Genomic DNA, 14,130 nt, shown 5'->3' on the forward strand with positions numbered 1-14,130 from the left:
TCAATCCTCGAAGTACAGGTGCGCGTGCAGGCGGCACCCAGGATTGAACGCGGCGCCGCAGGACGGGCACACGTCGGTGGCCCGATAGGCGTCGATCGTCAACTCGGTGCGGCACACGCCGCACAGGATCGCGTGCTCGCCGCCCGCGTCGCGCGGCCACTGCCGCGCGGGGTGCGTCTCGGACTCGGCGTGGCACGCGTGGCACGGGTAGTACCGGCCGCAGCACGCGAATCGGATCGCGACGACGTCGAGCTCGGTGCGATAGTGGATGCACCGGGTCTGGTCGTCGACGGTGGCGCCGTGCACGACGGGTGAGGCGTTCGTCATGACCCGCGGAGGATCGACGTCATCTTCTTGCCGCGGGCGATCTCGTCGACGAGCTTGTCCATGTAGCGGATCTGCTGCATGAGCGGATCCTCGATCTCCTCGACGCGCATGCCGCAGATCACGCCTGTGATGAGGGACGCGTTCGGATTCATCCCGGGGGCATCCGCGAAGAAGGTGCGCAGGTCGACCCCGTCGTCGATCGCGCGCTCGAGGCCCGCGTCGTCGTACCCGGTGAGCCAGCAGATGACCTCGTCGACCTCGTCCCGGCTGTGGTTCTTCCGCTCGACCTTCTGCACGTAGAGCGGGTAGATGCTCGCGAAGCTCAGGCCGAAGATCCGGTGCTCCATGCTCGTCGGTCTCCTTCGTGTCGTGGCGATGCGGGTCGGTCCTCCCAGCGTACGAGACCGCGATCGGAGGGTGGCTCCCGCCGCGAGGGGCGACATGGCACGATGCGAGGGCGACGTCCGCGTCGGACCGTACGGCATCGAGGAGGCCGTCGACACCATCCACGCGAAGGCGGGGCAGCTGGTCTCGGACGGCACGAGGATCCTCGCACTCGGAGGGGACCACACCATCGCGCTGCCGCTGCTCCGGGCGGCCGCCGCGGAGCACGGACCCTTGGCGGTCCTGCACTTCGATGCCCACCTAGACACCTGGGATGTGCTGCACGGCGCCTCGATCTGGCACGGATCGCCGTTCCGGCGGGCCGCCGAGGAGGGGCTGCTCGATCTGGACCACTGCCAGCATGTCGGCATCCGCGGCGGCGTCTACGGCCCGGAGGAGCTCGATGACGACCGACGTGCCGGGTTCGAGCTGATCCGGAGCGAGGAGTTCCAGAACCGGTCGATGGAGGACATCGCGGGTCGGATCCGGCGACGGCTCGGGTCCGGCCCGGTCTACGTCTCGATCGACATCGACGTCCTCGATCCGTCGCAGGCGCCCGGGACGGGCACGCCCGAGGTCGCCGGCACGGGCCTCGCCGCCGCGCACACGGCGTGGGAGCTGCTCACGCTGATGGGGCTGGGCGTGCCCGCGGCTCGTCGATGAATGCATCGGCATCGCGCTCGCGGTCCTCGCGCGCTGCGGTGCCAAGCCCTCCCAGCTCGTCCCCCGCATTGGGGACACGGGCGGCCGATCGCGGGCGGATACTCTTGCGACGCTGACGCCGGTGCAGCCCCTTCATCCGTGCCGGCGGACCCGACGAAGAAAGCCCGATGATCATGACCGATTCCGCTCGCCCCCAGTTCGGCGAATACGCTCCAGCCGCGCACCCGACCACCGCGTATCCCACCGCCGTTCACCCTGCAGAAGGGCACCCTCCGACCGGCCAGTATCCCCCCGCCACGTCGGGGGTCCTGCCCTACGGCATCCCGTCGCCGGATGCCCCGAAGCCCCGCATCCTGGGCATCGTCGCATGCATCGGCGCGATCGTGCTGCTGGTGCTCTCGGTCGCGACGTCGGTGGCCATCGGCGTCTTCGCCGGCTCGGTGACCGACCCGTCGACGACGTTCGAGCAGGACTTGACGGCGCCGACGACTGCGGTGGACGTCCAGCTCGGACTCATCGTCCTGCTGCACCTCGGGCTCGGGACCCTGGTGGGGGTCTGGGCGCTGGTCCAGGGGATCTTCGCCGTGGTGCTGAAGCGCGGACGCGGGTACGGAATCGCGGCGATCGTCGTGGCGACCGTCGCCCCGATCCTCTCGATGGTGGTGTACCTCGTGACGTCGGGCGCGATCATCGCCACCAGGATGTGAGCGCGCGAGAGGCGCATCCGGACTCGCGCTTCGTGATGACACGCCGTGGTGGCGAGACGGGCAGGGGCGTAGGCTCCTGCCACACGCCGTCGGGAGACCTTGGTGGGGACCTACTCCGGAGCAGAGCTGCGACAGCCGGCAACGCCGAGCGACCTGCTGCGTGCCGGTCTCGAGCGCGATCCGAACGGGCTCGCGCTCGTCTCCGCTCGGGCGCGCCTGTCGTGGGAAGCGCTCGAGGACGTGACCGAACGGCTCGCAGCCGGCTACCTCGAGCTCGGCCTGGAGCCGGGTGACCGGATCGCGTCGCTCATGCCCAACCGGTACGAACTCATCGTTCACTACCTCGCATGCTTCAAGGCGGGCATGGTCGCGACACTGCTCAACTACCGCTACACGGCGACCGAGATCGACCACGCGCTCGGCATCAGCGGCGCACGGATGCTGCTCGCCCACGTCGAGCGCGACGAGGACCTGGCGGCGAGCGAGCGGGTGGCGCAACTCCCGCTGGGCACGATCGGCTACCGGGAGGCCGAGCATGGCGGAGCCGCGTTCCAGGAGTTGCTGGAGCGCGGTGGGCCGGCCGAGCCGCTGGAGCCCGCGGAGCCTACCGCGCCCGCGGTCATCTTCTTCACGTCGGGGAGCACGGGCCCCCCGAAAGGCGTCACGCACACTCACCGGTCGCTCGGCTGGATGTTCGCGACCGCGGCGGCCGCGCTCGAGTTCGGCCCCGGTGACCTCGTGCTGGCCGGATCGTCGCTCTCGCACGTCGGCGCATTCTACGTGTCGTTCGGGGCGCTGAGTGCCGGTGCGGGCATCGCCGTCGCCCGCACGTTCGACGGAGACGAGCTGCTTGCGCTCCTGCGCGACGATCGTCCCACCGTGCTCTCGATGCTGCCGTCGGCCCTCTTCGCACTGACCCGTGACCACGGCGCCACGCAGGACGACTTCTCGTCCCTCCGCCTCTGCCGGGCGGCTGGTGACAAGGTGTCCGCCGAACTCGAACGCGAGTTCATCGCGCTCAGCGGAACCACGATCGACGAGGCCTACGGGCTGTCGGAGACCGGGCTCGTGAGCGTGAGTCCACCTGCCGAGATCAGGATCGGATCCGTCGGCCTGGCCGCACCCGGCGTCTCGCTCTCGATCCGTGACGACCTCGGCGCCGAGGTCGAGGTCGGGGGCGAGGGTCGCGCGTGGATCAAGACCAAGGGCGCCTGCGTCGGCTACTGGGGTGACGCCGCCGCGACGGATGCCGCCTTCGCCGACGGATGGCTCGACACGGGCGACGTCCTCCGCGCGGATCACGACGGCTTCCTCTACTTCACGGGTCGGCGGAAGCAGATCATCGTGCACGACGGATCGAACATCAGCCCGCAGGAGATCGAGGACGTCCTGCTGGAGCACCCCAGCGTCGACAGCGTGGGCGTCGTCGGAATCCATGACGCCGTCCACGGCGAGAACGTGCGCGCGTACATCACGCTGCGTGAGGGCTGCGAGCGGCCCCCCGACGTCGAGCTGATCCGCTTCGCGCGAGCGAAGATCGGCTACAAGGCACCCGAGGAGATCGTCGTGCTCGACGAGATGCCGTCGACCGCCACCGGAAAGGTCGACCGCATGGGCCTGAAGCGGATGGCGGAGCGCTCGGTGCACGGGCTCTCGCGTCGGTGACCCCGATCGGAGCCCATGACGGGGTGGGATCCGCGGACACGAGATACTGGGCGCATGTCATCTTCCGTCGAGTCCCGCTCCAACCCGACCGCCTGGGCCGCGTTCTGGTTCGCACTGGCCGGTCTCGTGCTCATGCCGATTCCATTGTTCATCGGGTTGATCGTGGGCGGCGGCCTTTCCATCGTCGCCGCGGTGCTCGCCGTGATCGCCCTCTTGAAGGGGCTCGCGCGCAACGGGAAGGGCATCGCGCCCGTCGTGTTCGCCGCGATCTTCATCGCGCTCACGTGGGGCGGCATCTCGGTCGGCGGCGGCACCGTCTGGTAGGTCTACCGATCGGTGTCCCGCCGGTCGAGTATCACATAGGACGGCCCGCGGCCGGCTGCGTCTCGAGCACTCGCTTGAGCGCCTGCGCGGTCTTGGTGTTCGGGTCGTTGGGATTCCGCTTGAGCAGCGGCGCCGCGATGCGGAAGAACCCGGTCGGTTCGAACTGGATGCGCCGGGCGAACAGGGTCCCGTCGCCATCGGGCTGGAACGTCATGGTCACCACGGGCTTCATCTTCCCCTTGCCCTCCACGGTGGTCAGCTGGATGAGCCGCTCGGGCTCGAGACCGGTCACCTCGATGCCGTAGGTGCTCGTGCCCAGCATCTTGATCACCCACTGGAATCGTTCGCCGACCCGGTACGGGCCGTTGCCGTCGCGGATCACCTCGACGAGCTCGCGGTGGTAGCGCTGTTCGTTGCGCGGCTCGGCCACGTAGGCGAACACCTCGTCGACCGGGCGGTCGATCCTGACGGTGTGGGTCTTGTCGATCATCGGGATCACCCCTCTCGCTCGCTGCGTCGGGTTCGGTGCTCACGTTAGGGCCCGACCGCAGTCGGGGGCGTCGGTGTCCACACGCAGGTTCGGCCGACGTTCCGCATCGCGTTGGCGTCCGACACGTACGCGCTCAGCGTCTCAGGATGTGCGCGACCGCGGCGGCGCGGGCAGTCGGGCCACTCACACCCAGCTTGCGGTAGACGTTCGACATGTGGCGCTCGACCGTCCGCGCGCTGAGTATGAGCCGATCGGCGATCTGATCGTTGGAGAGTCCCTCGGCCACGAGCAGGAGGAGTTCCTCCTCCCGGCTCGTGAGTTGTTCGTGCGGAGGTGGGACCGACATCGCGTCCCGCTCCGGTTCCAGGAAACGGCGGACCGCCTCCTGCCAGATCGGCCACGCCGGCTCGTCGGCCAACGGCAGGAAGTTGTCGGTGTCGAGCGTAACCAGGCGCGCGTCGGGGATGTTCGACGCCATCACGCGGCCTTGCTCGAAGGGCGTCATCCGGTTGCCGCGGCTGTGCACGACCAGTGTTGGGACGGCCACGTCCGACAACTCGGCCTGGACGTCGATATCGAATCGCGTACGGGCCGCAGCGACCGCTGTCGCCTTGCTGGTCACGAGTGGGGCGAGGTCGTCGATCCAGCGCTTCTGGTCCTCGGTCGCTCCCGGCACCATGCTTTCGGAGAAGACCCGTCGGAAACGTGAGTCGGGCAACGTCCACCCGTACTGCGCGGCTGCCGTCAACGCCTCGAAGAACTCCTCGAACTGCTCGCGGTACTCGTCGGTCACGCCGGCGTATGCGCCGTTGAGGACCAGGCGGGTCACGCGCCCTGGATGTCGCGCCGCATGACGGATCGCCACCTGCCCTGTCTGGCCCATCGCCAGCACTGCGTAGCGGTTGAACCCCGCGGCAGTTGCGACGGCCTCGAGGTCGGCGACCCTGGAATCCAGGGTGAAGCCGGGGGGATCCCAATCCGAGAGCCCGTACCCACGTTCGTCATATCGGACCACGGTCGTGATTCGGCTCAACGTCTCCAGGACGTGGCTGAGTGTCGGATCCTGCCAGTCGTATTGGAGGTGGCTGATCCACATCTTTCCCATGAGCAGCGGTGGGCCGCTGCCGCACACGGCGTATGCGATTCGGACGCCGTCGGGCGCACGGCAGAACATGACGCGCTCGGCTGCCGGTCCGAATCGGCGTGATGGCGTCATCACAGCCAATTCTGCCCCAGCGGGCCGCACCGGAGCCAGCCACCGCCTGCAATCGACGGCGGTCGGTGGGACGGGAAAACCCCTGATAAGAGCCGATGACGGGAATCGAACCCGCGCTGTCTGCTTGGGAAGCAGAAGTTCTACCATTGAACTACATCGGCGAGCGGCATCCGTGGATGCAGCGGTGACCATCGTAGCAACAGCGGGCCCCATTCCCATGCGCTCGCCGCCGGGCGGAACGAGCCCGCCGCGATCGGTAGGCTGACCAGCATGCTGCTCTCGGATCGTGACATCAGGGCGGAGCTCGATCGCGAGCGCATCCGGCTCGAGCCGTACGAGCCCGGGATGATCCAGCCGTCGTCGATCGACGTGCGACTCGACCGGTACTTCCGGCTGTTCGACAACCACAAGTACCCGTTCATCGACCCCGCCGAGGACCAGCCCGAGCTGACCCACCTCATCGAGGTGCGGCCCGAGGAGCCGTTCATCCTCCACCCTGGGGAGTTCGTGCTCGCGTCGACCTTCGAGGCCGTCACCCTGCCCGACGACGTCGCGGCGCGCCTGGAGGGCAAGAGCTCGCTCGGCCGGCTCGGCCTGCTGACGCACTCGACGGCCGGCTTCATCGACCCGGGGTTCACCGGCCACGTCACCTTGGAACTGAGCAACGTCGCGACGCTGCCGATCAAGCTCTGGCCGGGCATGAAGATCGGCCAGATGTGCTTCTTCCGGCTCTCGTCGCCGGCCGAGAAGCCCTACGGCTCGGCCGACTACTCGAGCCGCTACCAGGGCCAGCGCGGGCCGACCGCGTCGCGGTCGTTCCAGAACTTCCACCGAACCGACGTCGGCGTGACCGAGGCCGGGTCGGCAGGCCGGTAGCCGTGCCCGACATCGTCCTCGCCCACGACTACCTCGTGCAGGTGGGCGGCGCGGAGCGCGTCGTCGCCGAGTGGGCGGCCGGGTTCGACGTCCGCACGGTCGTGACACTCGCGTACCGGCCCGAGTCGACGTTCGAGGCGTTCGACCACCTCGACGTTCGGGCCACCATGCCGCCGGCACTCGCGCCGCAGGTCGAGCGGATGCTTCCGATCCTGCCGTCGATCGCGGCACGCACCACGGTGTCGGGCGGCGATGTCGCGCTCGCCTCGTCGAGCGGCTGGGCGCATCGGTTCCGCTTCGAGATCCCGCATGTCGTCTACGTGCACAGCCCGGCCCGCTGGCTGTATGCCGCTTCCGACTACCGGATGAGGCTCAGCGCCGTGCGGCGGGCCGGGCTCACGCTGAGCACCCCGCTGCTGCGACGCGGCGACCGGGAGGCGATGGGGCGGGCGCAGGCGATCGTGGCGAACTCCGAGATGACCCGGGCGCGCCTGCGCGACGCCTACGGCTTGGACTCCGTCGTCGTGCATCCGCCGGTGCAGCCGGTCGCCCGCGACGCCGTCCGGCCGGCACGTGAGCTGCCCGACGAGTTCGTCGCGGTGGTCGCCCGCGACCGGGGATACAAGAACGTCGCGCTCGCCGTGGCGGCGGCTCGTACGGCGGGGCTGCCGATCGTGATCGTCGGGACGGGATCCGAATCGCTCGACGAGCCCGAGTCCGGCGTGCACGGGATCGGTCGGGTCGCCGACGCCGAACTGTGCTGGGTGTACCGGCACGCGGCGGTCGTCGTGGGCGCGGGGCGCGAGGACTTCGGACTCACGGTCGTCGAGGCGACGCTCGAGGGCACGCCGGCGGCGACGGTGGCGGCGGGCGGATACCTCGAGACCGTGAAGCCCGGCGTGAACGGCTTCCACGCGGCATCCGAGACCCCCGCCGCGCTCGCCGAGGCCATCCGTCGGTCGCGCGAGCTCGACGCGGAGGCGTGCCGATCCTGGGGACGCGCATTCAGCCGCGACGCGCACGTCGCTCGCCTCGCTAGAGTGATCGAAGAGGTGGTGCAGCGGGCGTGAACGAGTCACAGGTCGAGGTGCCGCTGTCGGTGCGCCTGCGGTTCGGGCACGCAGCCGTGCAGCAACTCGCCGACGAGGTCGGCGTCGACCTGCTGCACATCAAGGGGGCGGCGATCGACCCGTCGCTGCGGCCGGCCGAGCTCCGCGGCACCGACGTCGACGTGCTCGTGCGGCCCCAACACGTCGCCCGACTCGACGACGCGATCCGGTCGCACGGATGGCGGCTCTACACGACCTTCGCCTCGGGCTCGCCCTTCGGTCACGCCCAGACCTACACGCACCACGTGTGGGGCTTCCTGGACCTGCACCGCTTCTTCCCCGGCATCCGGATCGCTCCCGGTGCGGCGTTCGACCGCCTGTGGGCCGACGCCTCCATGGTGCAGATCGCCGGGGTCGGATGCCGCGTGCCGAGCGTGCACGCGCAGTCGGTGCTGCTCATCCTGAACGCCGCTCGCGCGGGGAAGACCCGCGGCGACGATCTCGCCGTCGTGTGGGAGGCGGCGCCCGATGATCGCCGAGCGCAGATCAGGTCACTAGTCGACGAGCTCGACGCCGACGTCGCCTTTGCCGCCGCGATCGGCGGACTCGAGCACTACCGGCATGAGCGCGACTACCGGCTGTGGAAGGTCGTCTCCGAGGGTGGCCCGAGGTCGGCTGAGTGGTGGGCGCGCGTGCGTGCGGCGCCGAACCTGTCGCAGGCACTGCGCATCGCCGCCAGGGCGGGGCTCGTGAACGTCGATCACCTCACCCATCGGCTCGGGAGGCGGCCCACCGGCGTCGAGATCGCGTTCGAGTTCCTGGACCGACCCGCCCGCGCCATCGGCGAAGCCTGGCGCGGCCTGCTCGGGCGAGGAACCGCGAGGTGAACCGCCTGGGGCTGGGTCGCGATGTGGCGGTCATCGACGATGGCACCGTGATCTACGCGGCGGCGCTCCCCGACGGACCCATCGTCGTGCTCGAAGAGGGTGCTGCGGCCATCTGGGTCGAGGCGTGCCGCGGCGATCGGGCGACCATCGCGGACCGGCTGGTCGAGGGCACGGATGTGCCGGCCGACGAGATCCGCGACAATGTCGAGGTGTTCGTCGAGCGGATGATTCGCGCCGGGCTCCTCCGTGAGGATCCCGCCTGACCGTGCGGGGGTGCACCTGCGATACTGGGAAGAGCTGCGGCAAGGGAGGCGGTCATGACGTCGACAGGCCTCCGCGCGCCGTGGCGCAGCCGGATCGCCGACTGGTGGGCGAACGCGTGGCGCTGGGTGCTCATGGCCGCCGCCGCCGCCGCGGTCGTCTACATCCTGCTCGACCAGCACGTGGTCAACCCGCCCGCGATGGCGTTCGCCCTGTCGGCGTTGATCATCGCGGCCGTGCTGAGTGGTTCACGGCCCTTGGCCATCGCGTTGGTGGCCATGCCGGGGCTGTTCATCGTCCAGCGAGTGGGTGCGGGCGGTGTCGCATTGTCGGTCTCGGATGTCGCCCTGGCGGCCGCGCTCGGATGCGCCGTGCTGCTCGGTGAGCGGCCGTACAGCAAGCCCCTCCGGCAGTTGCTGTGGCTGAACCTGCTGTACCAGTTCACGACGCTGTTCACCGTGATCGTGAACCCCTACCTCGCCAACGCCGTCGAGTGGGTGCACGCGTGGCTGCTGGTTTCAGGCGCGCTCATCGTCGGATGGGCGGTCGGCGTCGCCGGCTACGCGAGAACCGTCTTCGGGTTGATGGTCGGCACCGGCTGCCTGCTCGCCGTGATCACCATCGTCCATGGCGCGCTGCAGTACTCGCGTGGGAACTTCGACGCCGTCTACCTGACCTGGCCGTTCGAGATGCACAAGAACTTCACCGGAACGGTACTGGCGATCACCGCCGTCATCCCGTACATCAACCCCGACTGGCTGGGCTGGTCGAAGCGCGCCGCGGGGACCGCGTTCTGGCTGCTGGTGGTCGGGGTGCTCCTCACGCAGTCGAGGCAGGCCATCATCGGCCTGATGATCGCGATCATCATCGCGGTCATCCGCCGCAAGGTGACCGGCCGCTCGCGGCTGATGCTGGTGCTCATCGTTCCGGCGATCATCCTGATCGTCACGATGGTCGCCGACCAGATCGCGTCGCAGAACAAGTTCAACTCCGTGTTCCAGCGCCTGGACTGGTTCCGCGAGGTGTACGGCCTCTGGCGCGAGGCTCCGGTCTTCGGGCACGGGCTCCGCTACTGGTACCTCGACCCGACCGGCTCGTTCCAGCCGCCGCAGGCCGAGATGGAAGTGCTGGTATCTGCAGGCGTCGTGGGCCTGCTGGGCTTCGGCGTGATGTGGATCGGGATCGTCGTCGTGCTCTGGCGGGTGGATCCCCGCTACGGAACGCTCGCGCTCGCCGCGGTGCTCTCCCGGTTCGTCCAGTCGCAGTTCGACCTCTTCTGGACCGCCGTCCAGGTCTCGATCCCCTTCGTGATCGCCGGCGTCTGCCTCGGTGCGTTGGCGCGAGAGGAACGCGGGAGCACGGGGTCATCCCCACAGGATGCCCGCGAGTCGACCGAGCGCCTGGGAGCGGCGTCGGCTAACGCCGCGTGAGCAACCGGGCGTCGACCAACTGATCCAGTGCCGTGCGAACGACCTCTGCCGCATCGACGCCCTCGGGCGGCTCGGGGAGCTGACGGAGCGCGGCATCGACGAGCTCGGGTTCCGTCGTGGCGTCGGCTGCGAGCCAGATCACCGGTCCGACGCCCTCGAGCATCGTGGCCTGCGCCGGCCTGAGCACGAGGAGACCGTCGTCGATCAGCAGCGCGTCGGTGTGGTCGGTGCGGCGGTATCGGCTGGGGGCCGCAGTTCCGATGGTCGCGTCCGCGACCGGGTCGGCGTCGGTCGCGCTGCCCTTGGCGCAGTCGCAGTCCCGTTGGGACTGATCCGCCACGGAGGTGAACGACGGCCTGCTCTCATCGACGGTTGCGAGGATCTCGTCGACCAGGGCCGGAAGCGTCTCGGCCTCGGTGTAGACGACGCGGCGCACGCCGCCGGTCGCGATGATCGTCTCCGCGAGCGTGGTGAGCGGATGCTCGAGGTCGGCCAGGAAGCTGGACTCGGGGATGAGCAGCGGTAGGGCCTCCGCGAGCGGAACCGACTCGACGTACGGCCGGTCGATGCCGGGTCGCCGGTCGAGCAGTGCCAGGGCGCCGAGCCGAAGACCATCGCGCGCGGCGGTGCGGAGTCCGAGCTCGGATGCCGCGCGGTGCAGCTTCCGCTCGGGACGCTCGCCGAACCCGAGCGGCTTCGGGTAGGCGAGGACGCCGCCGTCGGGAAGGATCGCCAGCGTCTCGTCGGTGACGTAGGCGAACTCCGAGCCCAGCGCCTGTGCGGCAGTCGTCTTGCCTCGACCGGACGGCCCGACCAGGGCGACGACCCGGCCGTCGTCGAGGGCCGCAGCGGCAGCGTGCAGCATGAGCGCCTCGCCTCGGAGCGCACCGATGGCCCCGAGTGTGACCTCGGAGCTCAGCGTGTCGGCGAGCTCAGTCGGGGAGGCGGCCCGAATCGTCTTCCGGTCCCGGATGAACATCTCGTCGGGCGTTCGAGCGGCTGCGTCGGAGGTGTCGATGCTCCCCCGAACGGTCAACGACGGCGCGTCGCCGTTCTCGGCGATGAGATCGGACCACTGCGACTGGATGCGATCGCGCTCGTCGGCGGACAACGAGTCATCGAGCTCGACACGGATCGTGGAGGTGAGCGCCCGCACATGGAAGGTCGTTGGCATAGCATGGAGCCTACTCGTTGAAGGTCTGCCGCGCCGCGGCGGGGGCCCAAACGCGACGGAGGTGTCATGGAGCTCCGCGATTACATGCGTGGCCTGCGCCGGCACTGGCTGGCGATCGTCCTGATGACGGCAATCGGGGTGGCGGCAGGCTACGGCTGGACCCTGCTCCAGACGCCGGTCTACACCGCGAGCGCGAGCGGATACGTCGCATCGCAGCAGAGCGAGGATGTCGGCATCTCCACCATCGGAGACAACCTGGCGCGATCCCGAGTGCAGTCGTACCTCGACATCGCCGGTTGGCGGGCCGTCGCCGAGAACGCGATCGACGAGCTCGGCCTCGACACCACGCCCGAGGAACTCGTTACCCGGGTCACGGCGGAGAACCCCGAGGACACCGTCGTGATGAAGATCACCGCCGAGGCATCGACGCCCACCGACGCTCGTGATCTCGCCGAGGCCTGGATCCAGGGGATGATCATCGAGATCGACGCCATCGAGGGCGACGGCACCAAGGGGTCGGCTCCGGTCCAGGTCGTCGCCGGTGACTCGGCCTCCCTTCCGTCGAGCCCGTCGTTCCCCGATGTGCAGACCGCCCTGCTGGTGGGCGGCATCCTCGGGCTCGGATTCGGCATCGCCTTCGCGATGATCCGAACCGTGTCCGACCGACGCATCCGCACCGCCGAAGACGTGGAGCAGAAGACCGGGGTGGCGGTCGTCGGCACCATCCCCATCGTCTCGGGACTCGACGCCGACAATCGGCTCATCGACTCCATCGAGAAGTCCGGCAAGATGTCGCTCTTCGCCGTGTCCGAGGCGCTGCGATCGCTCCGGACGAATCTCCAGTTCATGGACGTCGATCACCCGCCGAAGACCATCGTCGTCACGAGTCCCCTCCCCGGCGACGGCAAGTCGACCATCGCCTGCAACCTGGCACTGACGCTCGCCGCGGCCGGAACCACCGTCGTGCTGGTCGACGGCGACCTCCGCCGGTCGATGGTCGCCAAGACCATGGGGCTTCCCGATGGAGCCGGGCTGAGCGATGTCCTGGCGGGCCGCGCGAGCCTCGCCGAGGTGCTGCAGCGCACCCCCCGTTCGGGCAACCTCCTGGTGCTCGCCGCGGGCAGCGTGCCGCCGAACCCGAGCGAGGTGCTCGGGTCGGAGCGCATGCACACGCTGCTCGCCGACCTGACCAAGCACGCAACCGTGATCATCGATGCGCCACCGCTGCTCCCGGTGACCGACGGCGCGGTGCTCACGCACCAGGCCGATGGCGCGCTGGTCGTCGTCACCCTCGGCAAGACGACGCACGACCTGCTCGACAAGGCACTCGACACGCTTCACAAGGCGCGCGGTCGCGCGCTCGGCGTGGTGCTCAACAAGACCCCGCTCCGCGGCGCCGACGCCTCGCCCTACTCCTACGACTACCGTCGCGAGTACACCGCGAGCGCACCCAAGGCGGCACCCGCGCCCCGCGCCGACCTCGACGCGAGTCTCTCCGCAGACCTCGCAGACGTCGTCGGCGAGCCTGAGACCGTGCCGGCGCCCCCGCGACGCGGACGGCGAAGCTGAGCTCCGCGCGGCTGCGCAGGATGGCGGCGGAGTCGATCGGCGGGTCGGCCGATGCTGACGTGCAGCCCGTCGTGTCGGTGGTGATCCCGCTCTACAACGGCGCCTCCTACATCTTCCAGACGCTCACCTCGATCGCCCGCCAGACGCTCGAGGGAATCGAGGTCATCGTCGTCGACGACGGCTCCACCGACGACGGACCCGAACTCGTTCGCTCGCATCCCGTCGGCGCCTCGCTCCACGAGCAGTCGCATCTCGGCGTGGCCGTCGCGCGGAATCGCGGGCTCATGCTCGCACGCGGGCGCTGGGTCGCCTTCCTCGACCAGGATGACCTCTGGCATCCGACGCACCTCGAGCGGACCCTCCGCTGGTTTCGCGCCCACCCGGGCGAGCGCATCGTCTTCGTCCGGGAGATCACATTCGGCATCGCAGACGAGACCGACCGGCTTCGCTCGATGGATTCGGGTGTCTCGGACTGGGCGACGCATCTCGTCGGCCGCGAGCGGACGTTGGAGGAGCTCGTCGATGCGGCCGACGTGAGTGGGTCTGATGAGGTCGAGGTCCATGACCTCCGTACGATGCTGCGCGGACCGATCTCCGTGACCACGAGCTTCGTCGCGCAGCCGGAGCTCCTCCGGCTCGTCGGCGGTTTCGCACCGCACGCGCTCGCCATGGACGACTACTGGATGCTCGTGAACGTGGCACGGCTGCAACCCATTCCGCAGATCGATCAGCGCACCGTGTTCTACCGCGTGCACGTCGGCGCAACCTCCCGCACCACCCGACTCGGCCTTCCCTTCCTCTCCTCGGCGGTCGCGCTGCGCCTGGGCGGCGGCCTGATCGACACCGACGAGGGACTCCGCGGCGGGCAGGTTGGGAAGCTCCATTCGCATCTGCTCCGTGAGCTGCTCACCTCGTCCGGGTACGCCCGGGAAGCACGGGTGCGCCGCGCGGTCGGTCATCTCGCTTCGCTGCTCTGGCCACCGCACGGTCGGCGGGGAGAACGTCGCCGCGCGCTGATCGCGGCTCGCCTGCCGTGGTTGCGGCGGGCGGTGCGCACACTGCGCGACGGACGGAGGCCCGCCGCCCGACGGCAGGACTGACAGTAGGA

Annotated in this window: 16 protein-coding genes and 1 tRNA gene; 11 read left to right on the forward strand and 6 right to left on the reverse strand. The window is 69.4% G+C overall.

Annotation, left to right across the window (positions count from 1 at the left end):
- Together ACWEOH_RS08665 and ACWEOH_RS08670 are read right to left on the reverse strand one after the other, a co-directional pair.
- On the reverse strand, nt 1-327 hold the full coding sequence (locus ACWEOH_RS08665; protein WP_452030038.1) for a CHY zinc finger protein: 327 nt from the start codon (nt 325-327) through the stop codon (nt 1-3).
- Nucleotides 324-674 (reverse strand): DUF2200 domain-containing protein, encoded by a 351-nt coding sequence (locus tag ACWEOH_RS08670; protein ID WP_452030040.1) that lies wholly within the window; start codon nt 672-674, stop codon nt 324-326. Before ACWEOH_RS08670 ends, ACWEOH_RS08665 begins: the two co-directional genes overlap by 4 nt.
- A 28-nt stretch (nt 675-702) precedes the next feature.
- On the opposite strand from ACWEOH_RS08670, the gene ACWEOH_RS08675 reads away from it, so the two are divergent.
- The 4 genes from ACWEOH_RS08675 (at nt 703) to ACWEOH_RS08690 (ending at nt 4,070) form a co-directional block, all read left to right on the forward strand.
- Nucleotides 703-1,374, forward strand: a complete 672-nt coding sequence (locus tag ACWEOH_RS08675) for an arginase family protein (RefSeq protein ID WP_452031889.1) — start codon at nt 703-705, stop codon at nt 1,372-1,374.
- A gap of 173 nt (nt 1,375-1,547) precedes the next feature.
- Nucleotides 1,548-2,081, forward strand: a complete 534-nt coding sequence (locus tag ACWEOH_RS08680) for a hypothetical protein (RefSeq protein WP_452030042.1) — start codon at nt 1,548-1,550, stop codon at nt 2,079-2,081.
- Between the two features lie 102 nt (nt 2,082-2,183).
- The gene (locus ACWEOH_RS08685) at nt 2,184-3,746 is read left to right on the forward strand and encodes a class I adenylate-forming enzyme family protein (RefSeq protein ID WP_452030044.1); all 1,563 of its coding nucleotides are present in this window, start codon (nt 2,184-2,186) and stop codon (nt 3,744-3,746) included.
- 54 nt (nt 3,747-3,800) lie between these two features.
- Nucleotides 3,801-4,070 (forward strand): hypothetical protein, encoded by a 270-nt coding sequence (locus tag ACWEOH_RS08690; protein ID WP_452030046.1) that lies wholly within the window; start codon nt 3,801-3,803, stop codon nt 4,068-4,070.
- A 31-nt stretch (nt 4,071-4,101) separates the two neighbouring features.
- Here ACWEOH_RS08690 and ACWEOH_RS08695 read toward each other — a convergent pair whose 3' ends face one another.
- The 3 genes from ACWEOH_RS08695 to ACWEOH_RS08705 all read right to left on the reverse strand — a co-directional run bounded on the left by ACWEOH_RS08695 (nt 4,102) and on the right by ACWEOH_RS08705 (nt 5,937).
- Complete coding sequence (locus ACWEOH_RS08695; protein WP_452030048.1) at nt 4,102-4,560, reverse strand: SRPBCC family protein; 459 nt, start codon at nt 4,558-4,560, stop codon at nt 4,102-4,104.
- 133 nt (nt 4,561-4,693) lie between these two features.
- Nucleotides 4,694-5,776, reverse strand: a complete 1,083-nt coding sequence (locus ACWEOH_RS08700; RefSeq protein WP_452030050.1) for an alpha/beta fold hydrolase — start codon at nt 5,774-5,776, stop codon at nt 4,694-4,696.
- A gap of 90 nt (nt 5,777-5,866) precedes the next feature.
- Nucleotides 5,867-5,937, reverse strand: a tRNA-Gly gene (locus tag ACWEOH_RS08705).
- 109 nt (nt 5,938-6,046) lie between these two features.
- On the opposite strand from ACWEOH_RS08705, the gene dcd reads away from it, so the two are divergent.
- From dcd to ACWEOH_RS08730, 5 genes are read left to right on the forward strand one after another with little or no spacing between them, the layout of a single operon-like run.
- A complete protein-coding gene (gene dcd, locus ACWEOH_RS08710) occupies nt 6,047-6,652 on the forward strand; it encodes a dCTP deaminase (protein ID WP_148733105.1) in 606 nt (201 codons plus the stop codon).
- Between the two features lie 2 nt (nt 6,653-6,654).
- The gene (locus tag ACWEOH_RS08715; RefSeq protein ID WP_452030052.1) at nt 6,655-7,722 is read left to right on the forward strand and encodes a glycosyltransferase; all 1,068 of its coding nucleotides are present in this window, start codon (nt 6,655-6,657) and stop codon (nt 7,720-7,722) included.
- Nucleotides 7,719-8,588 (forward strand): nucleotidyltransferase family protein, encoded by an 870-nt coding sequence (locus tag ACWEOH_RS08720; protein ID WP_452030054.1) that lies wholly within the window; start codon nt 7,719-7,721, stop codon nt 8,586-8,588. Before ACWEOH_RS08715 ends, ACWEOH_RS08720 begins: the two co-directional genes overlap by 4 nt.
- Complete coding sequence (locus tag ACWEOH_RS08725; protein ID WP_452030056.1) at nt 8,585-8,851, forward strand: PqqD family protein; 267 nt, start codon at nt 8,585-8,587, stop codon at nt 8,849-8,851. Before ACWEOH_RS08720 ends, ACWEOH_RS08725 begins: the two co-directional genes overlap by 4 nt.
- Before the next feature lie 54 nt (nt 8,852-8,905).
- Nucleotides 8,906-10,279, forward strand: a complete 1,374-nt coding sequence (locus tag ACWEOH_RS08730) for an O-antigen ligase family protein (RefSeq protein ID WP_452030058.1) — start codon at nt 8,906-8,908, stop codon at nt 10,277-10,279.
- Here ACWEOH_RS08730 and ACWEOH_RS08735 read toward each other — a convergent pair.
- A complete protein-coding gene (locus ACWEOH_RS08735; RefSeq protein ID WP_452030060.1) occupies nt 10,266-11,453 on the reverse strand; it encodes a hypothetical protein in 1,188 nt (395 codons plus the stop codon). The genes ACWEOH_RS08730 and ACWEOH_RS08735 overlap by 14 nt on opposite strands.
- A 66-nt stretch (nt 11,454-11,519) precedes the next feature.
- Here ACWEOH_RS08735 and ACWEOH_RS08740 point away from each other — a divergent pair, with 66 nt between their 5' ends.
- Entirely contained in the window at nt 11,520-13,022 is a 1,503-nt protein-coding gene (locus tag ACWEOH_RS08740; RefSeq protein ID WP_452030062.1) for a polysaccharide biosynthesis tyrosine autokinase, read from the forward strand.
- 20 nt (nt 13,023-13,042) lie between these two features.
- Entirely contained in the window at nt 13,043-14,122 is a 1,080-nt protein-coding gene (locus ACWEOH_RS08745) for a glycosyltransferase family 2 protein (RefSeq protein ID WP_452030064.1), read from the forward strand.
- Nucleotides 14,123-14,130: the final 8 nt, after the last annotated feature.

It is taken from the genome of Agromyces sp. NPDC004153, assembly GCF_053603635.1.

Coding starts and splice junctions, on each gene's coding strand:
- ACWEOH_RS08665 (WP_452030038.1), bottom strand. CDS start 327: ATGACGAACGCCTCACCCGTCGTGCACGGCGCCACCGTCGACGACCAG.
- ACWEOH_RS08670 (WP_452030040.1), bottom strand. CDS start 674: ATGGAGCACCGGATCTTCGGCCTGAGCTTCGCGAGCATCTACCCGCTC.
- ACWEOH_RS08675 (WP_452031889.1), top strand. CDS start 703: ATGCGGGTCGGTCCTCCCAGCGTACGAGACCGCGATCGGAGGGTGGCT.
- ACWEOH_RS08680 (WP_452030042.1), top strand. CDS start 1,548: ATGACCGATTCCGCTCGCCCCCAGTTCGGCGAATACGCTCCAGCCGCG.
- ACWEOH_RS08690 (WP_452030046.1), top strand. CDS start 3,801: ATGTCATCTTCCGTCGAGTCCCGCTCCAACCCGACCGCCTGGGCCGCG.
- ACWEOH_RS08695 (WP_452030048.1), bottom strand. CDS start 4,560: ATGATCGACAAGACCCACACCGTCAGGATCGACCGCCCGGTCGACGAG.
- ACWEOH_RS08700 (WP_452030050.1), bottom strand. CDS start 5,776: ATGACGCCATCACGCCGATTCGGACCGGCAGCCGAGCGCGTCATGTTC.
- dcd (WP_148733105.1), top strand. CDS start 6,047: ATGCTGCTCTCGGATCGTGACATCAGGGCGGAGCTCGATCGCGAGCGC.
- ACWEOH_RS08730 (WP_452030058.1), top strand. CDS start 8,906: ATGACGTCGACAGGCCTCCGCGCGCCGTGGCGCAGCCGGATCGCCGAC.
- ACWEOH_RS08735 (WP_452030060.1), bottom strand. CDS start 11,453: ATGCCAACGACCTTCCATGTGCGGGCGCTCACCTCCACGATCCGTGTC.
- ACWEOH_RS08740 (WP_452030062.1), top strand. CDS start 11,520: ATGGAGCTCCGCGATTACATGCGTGGCCTGCGCCGGCACTGGCTGGCG.
- ACWEOH_RS08745 (WP_452030064.1), top strand. CDS start 13,043: ATGGCGGCGGAGTCGATCGGCGGGTCGGCCGATGCTGACGTGCAGCCC.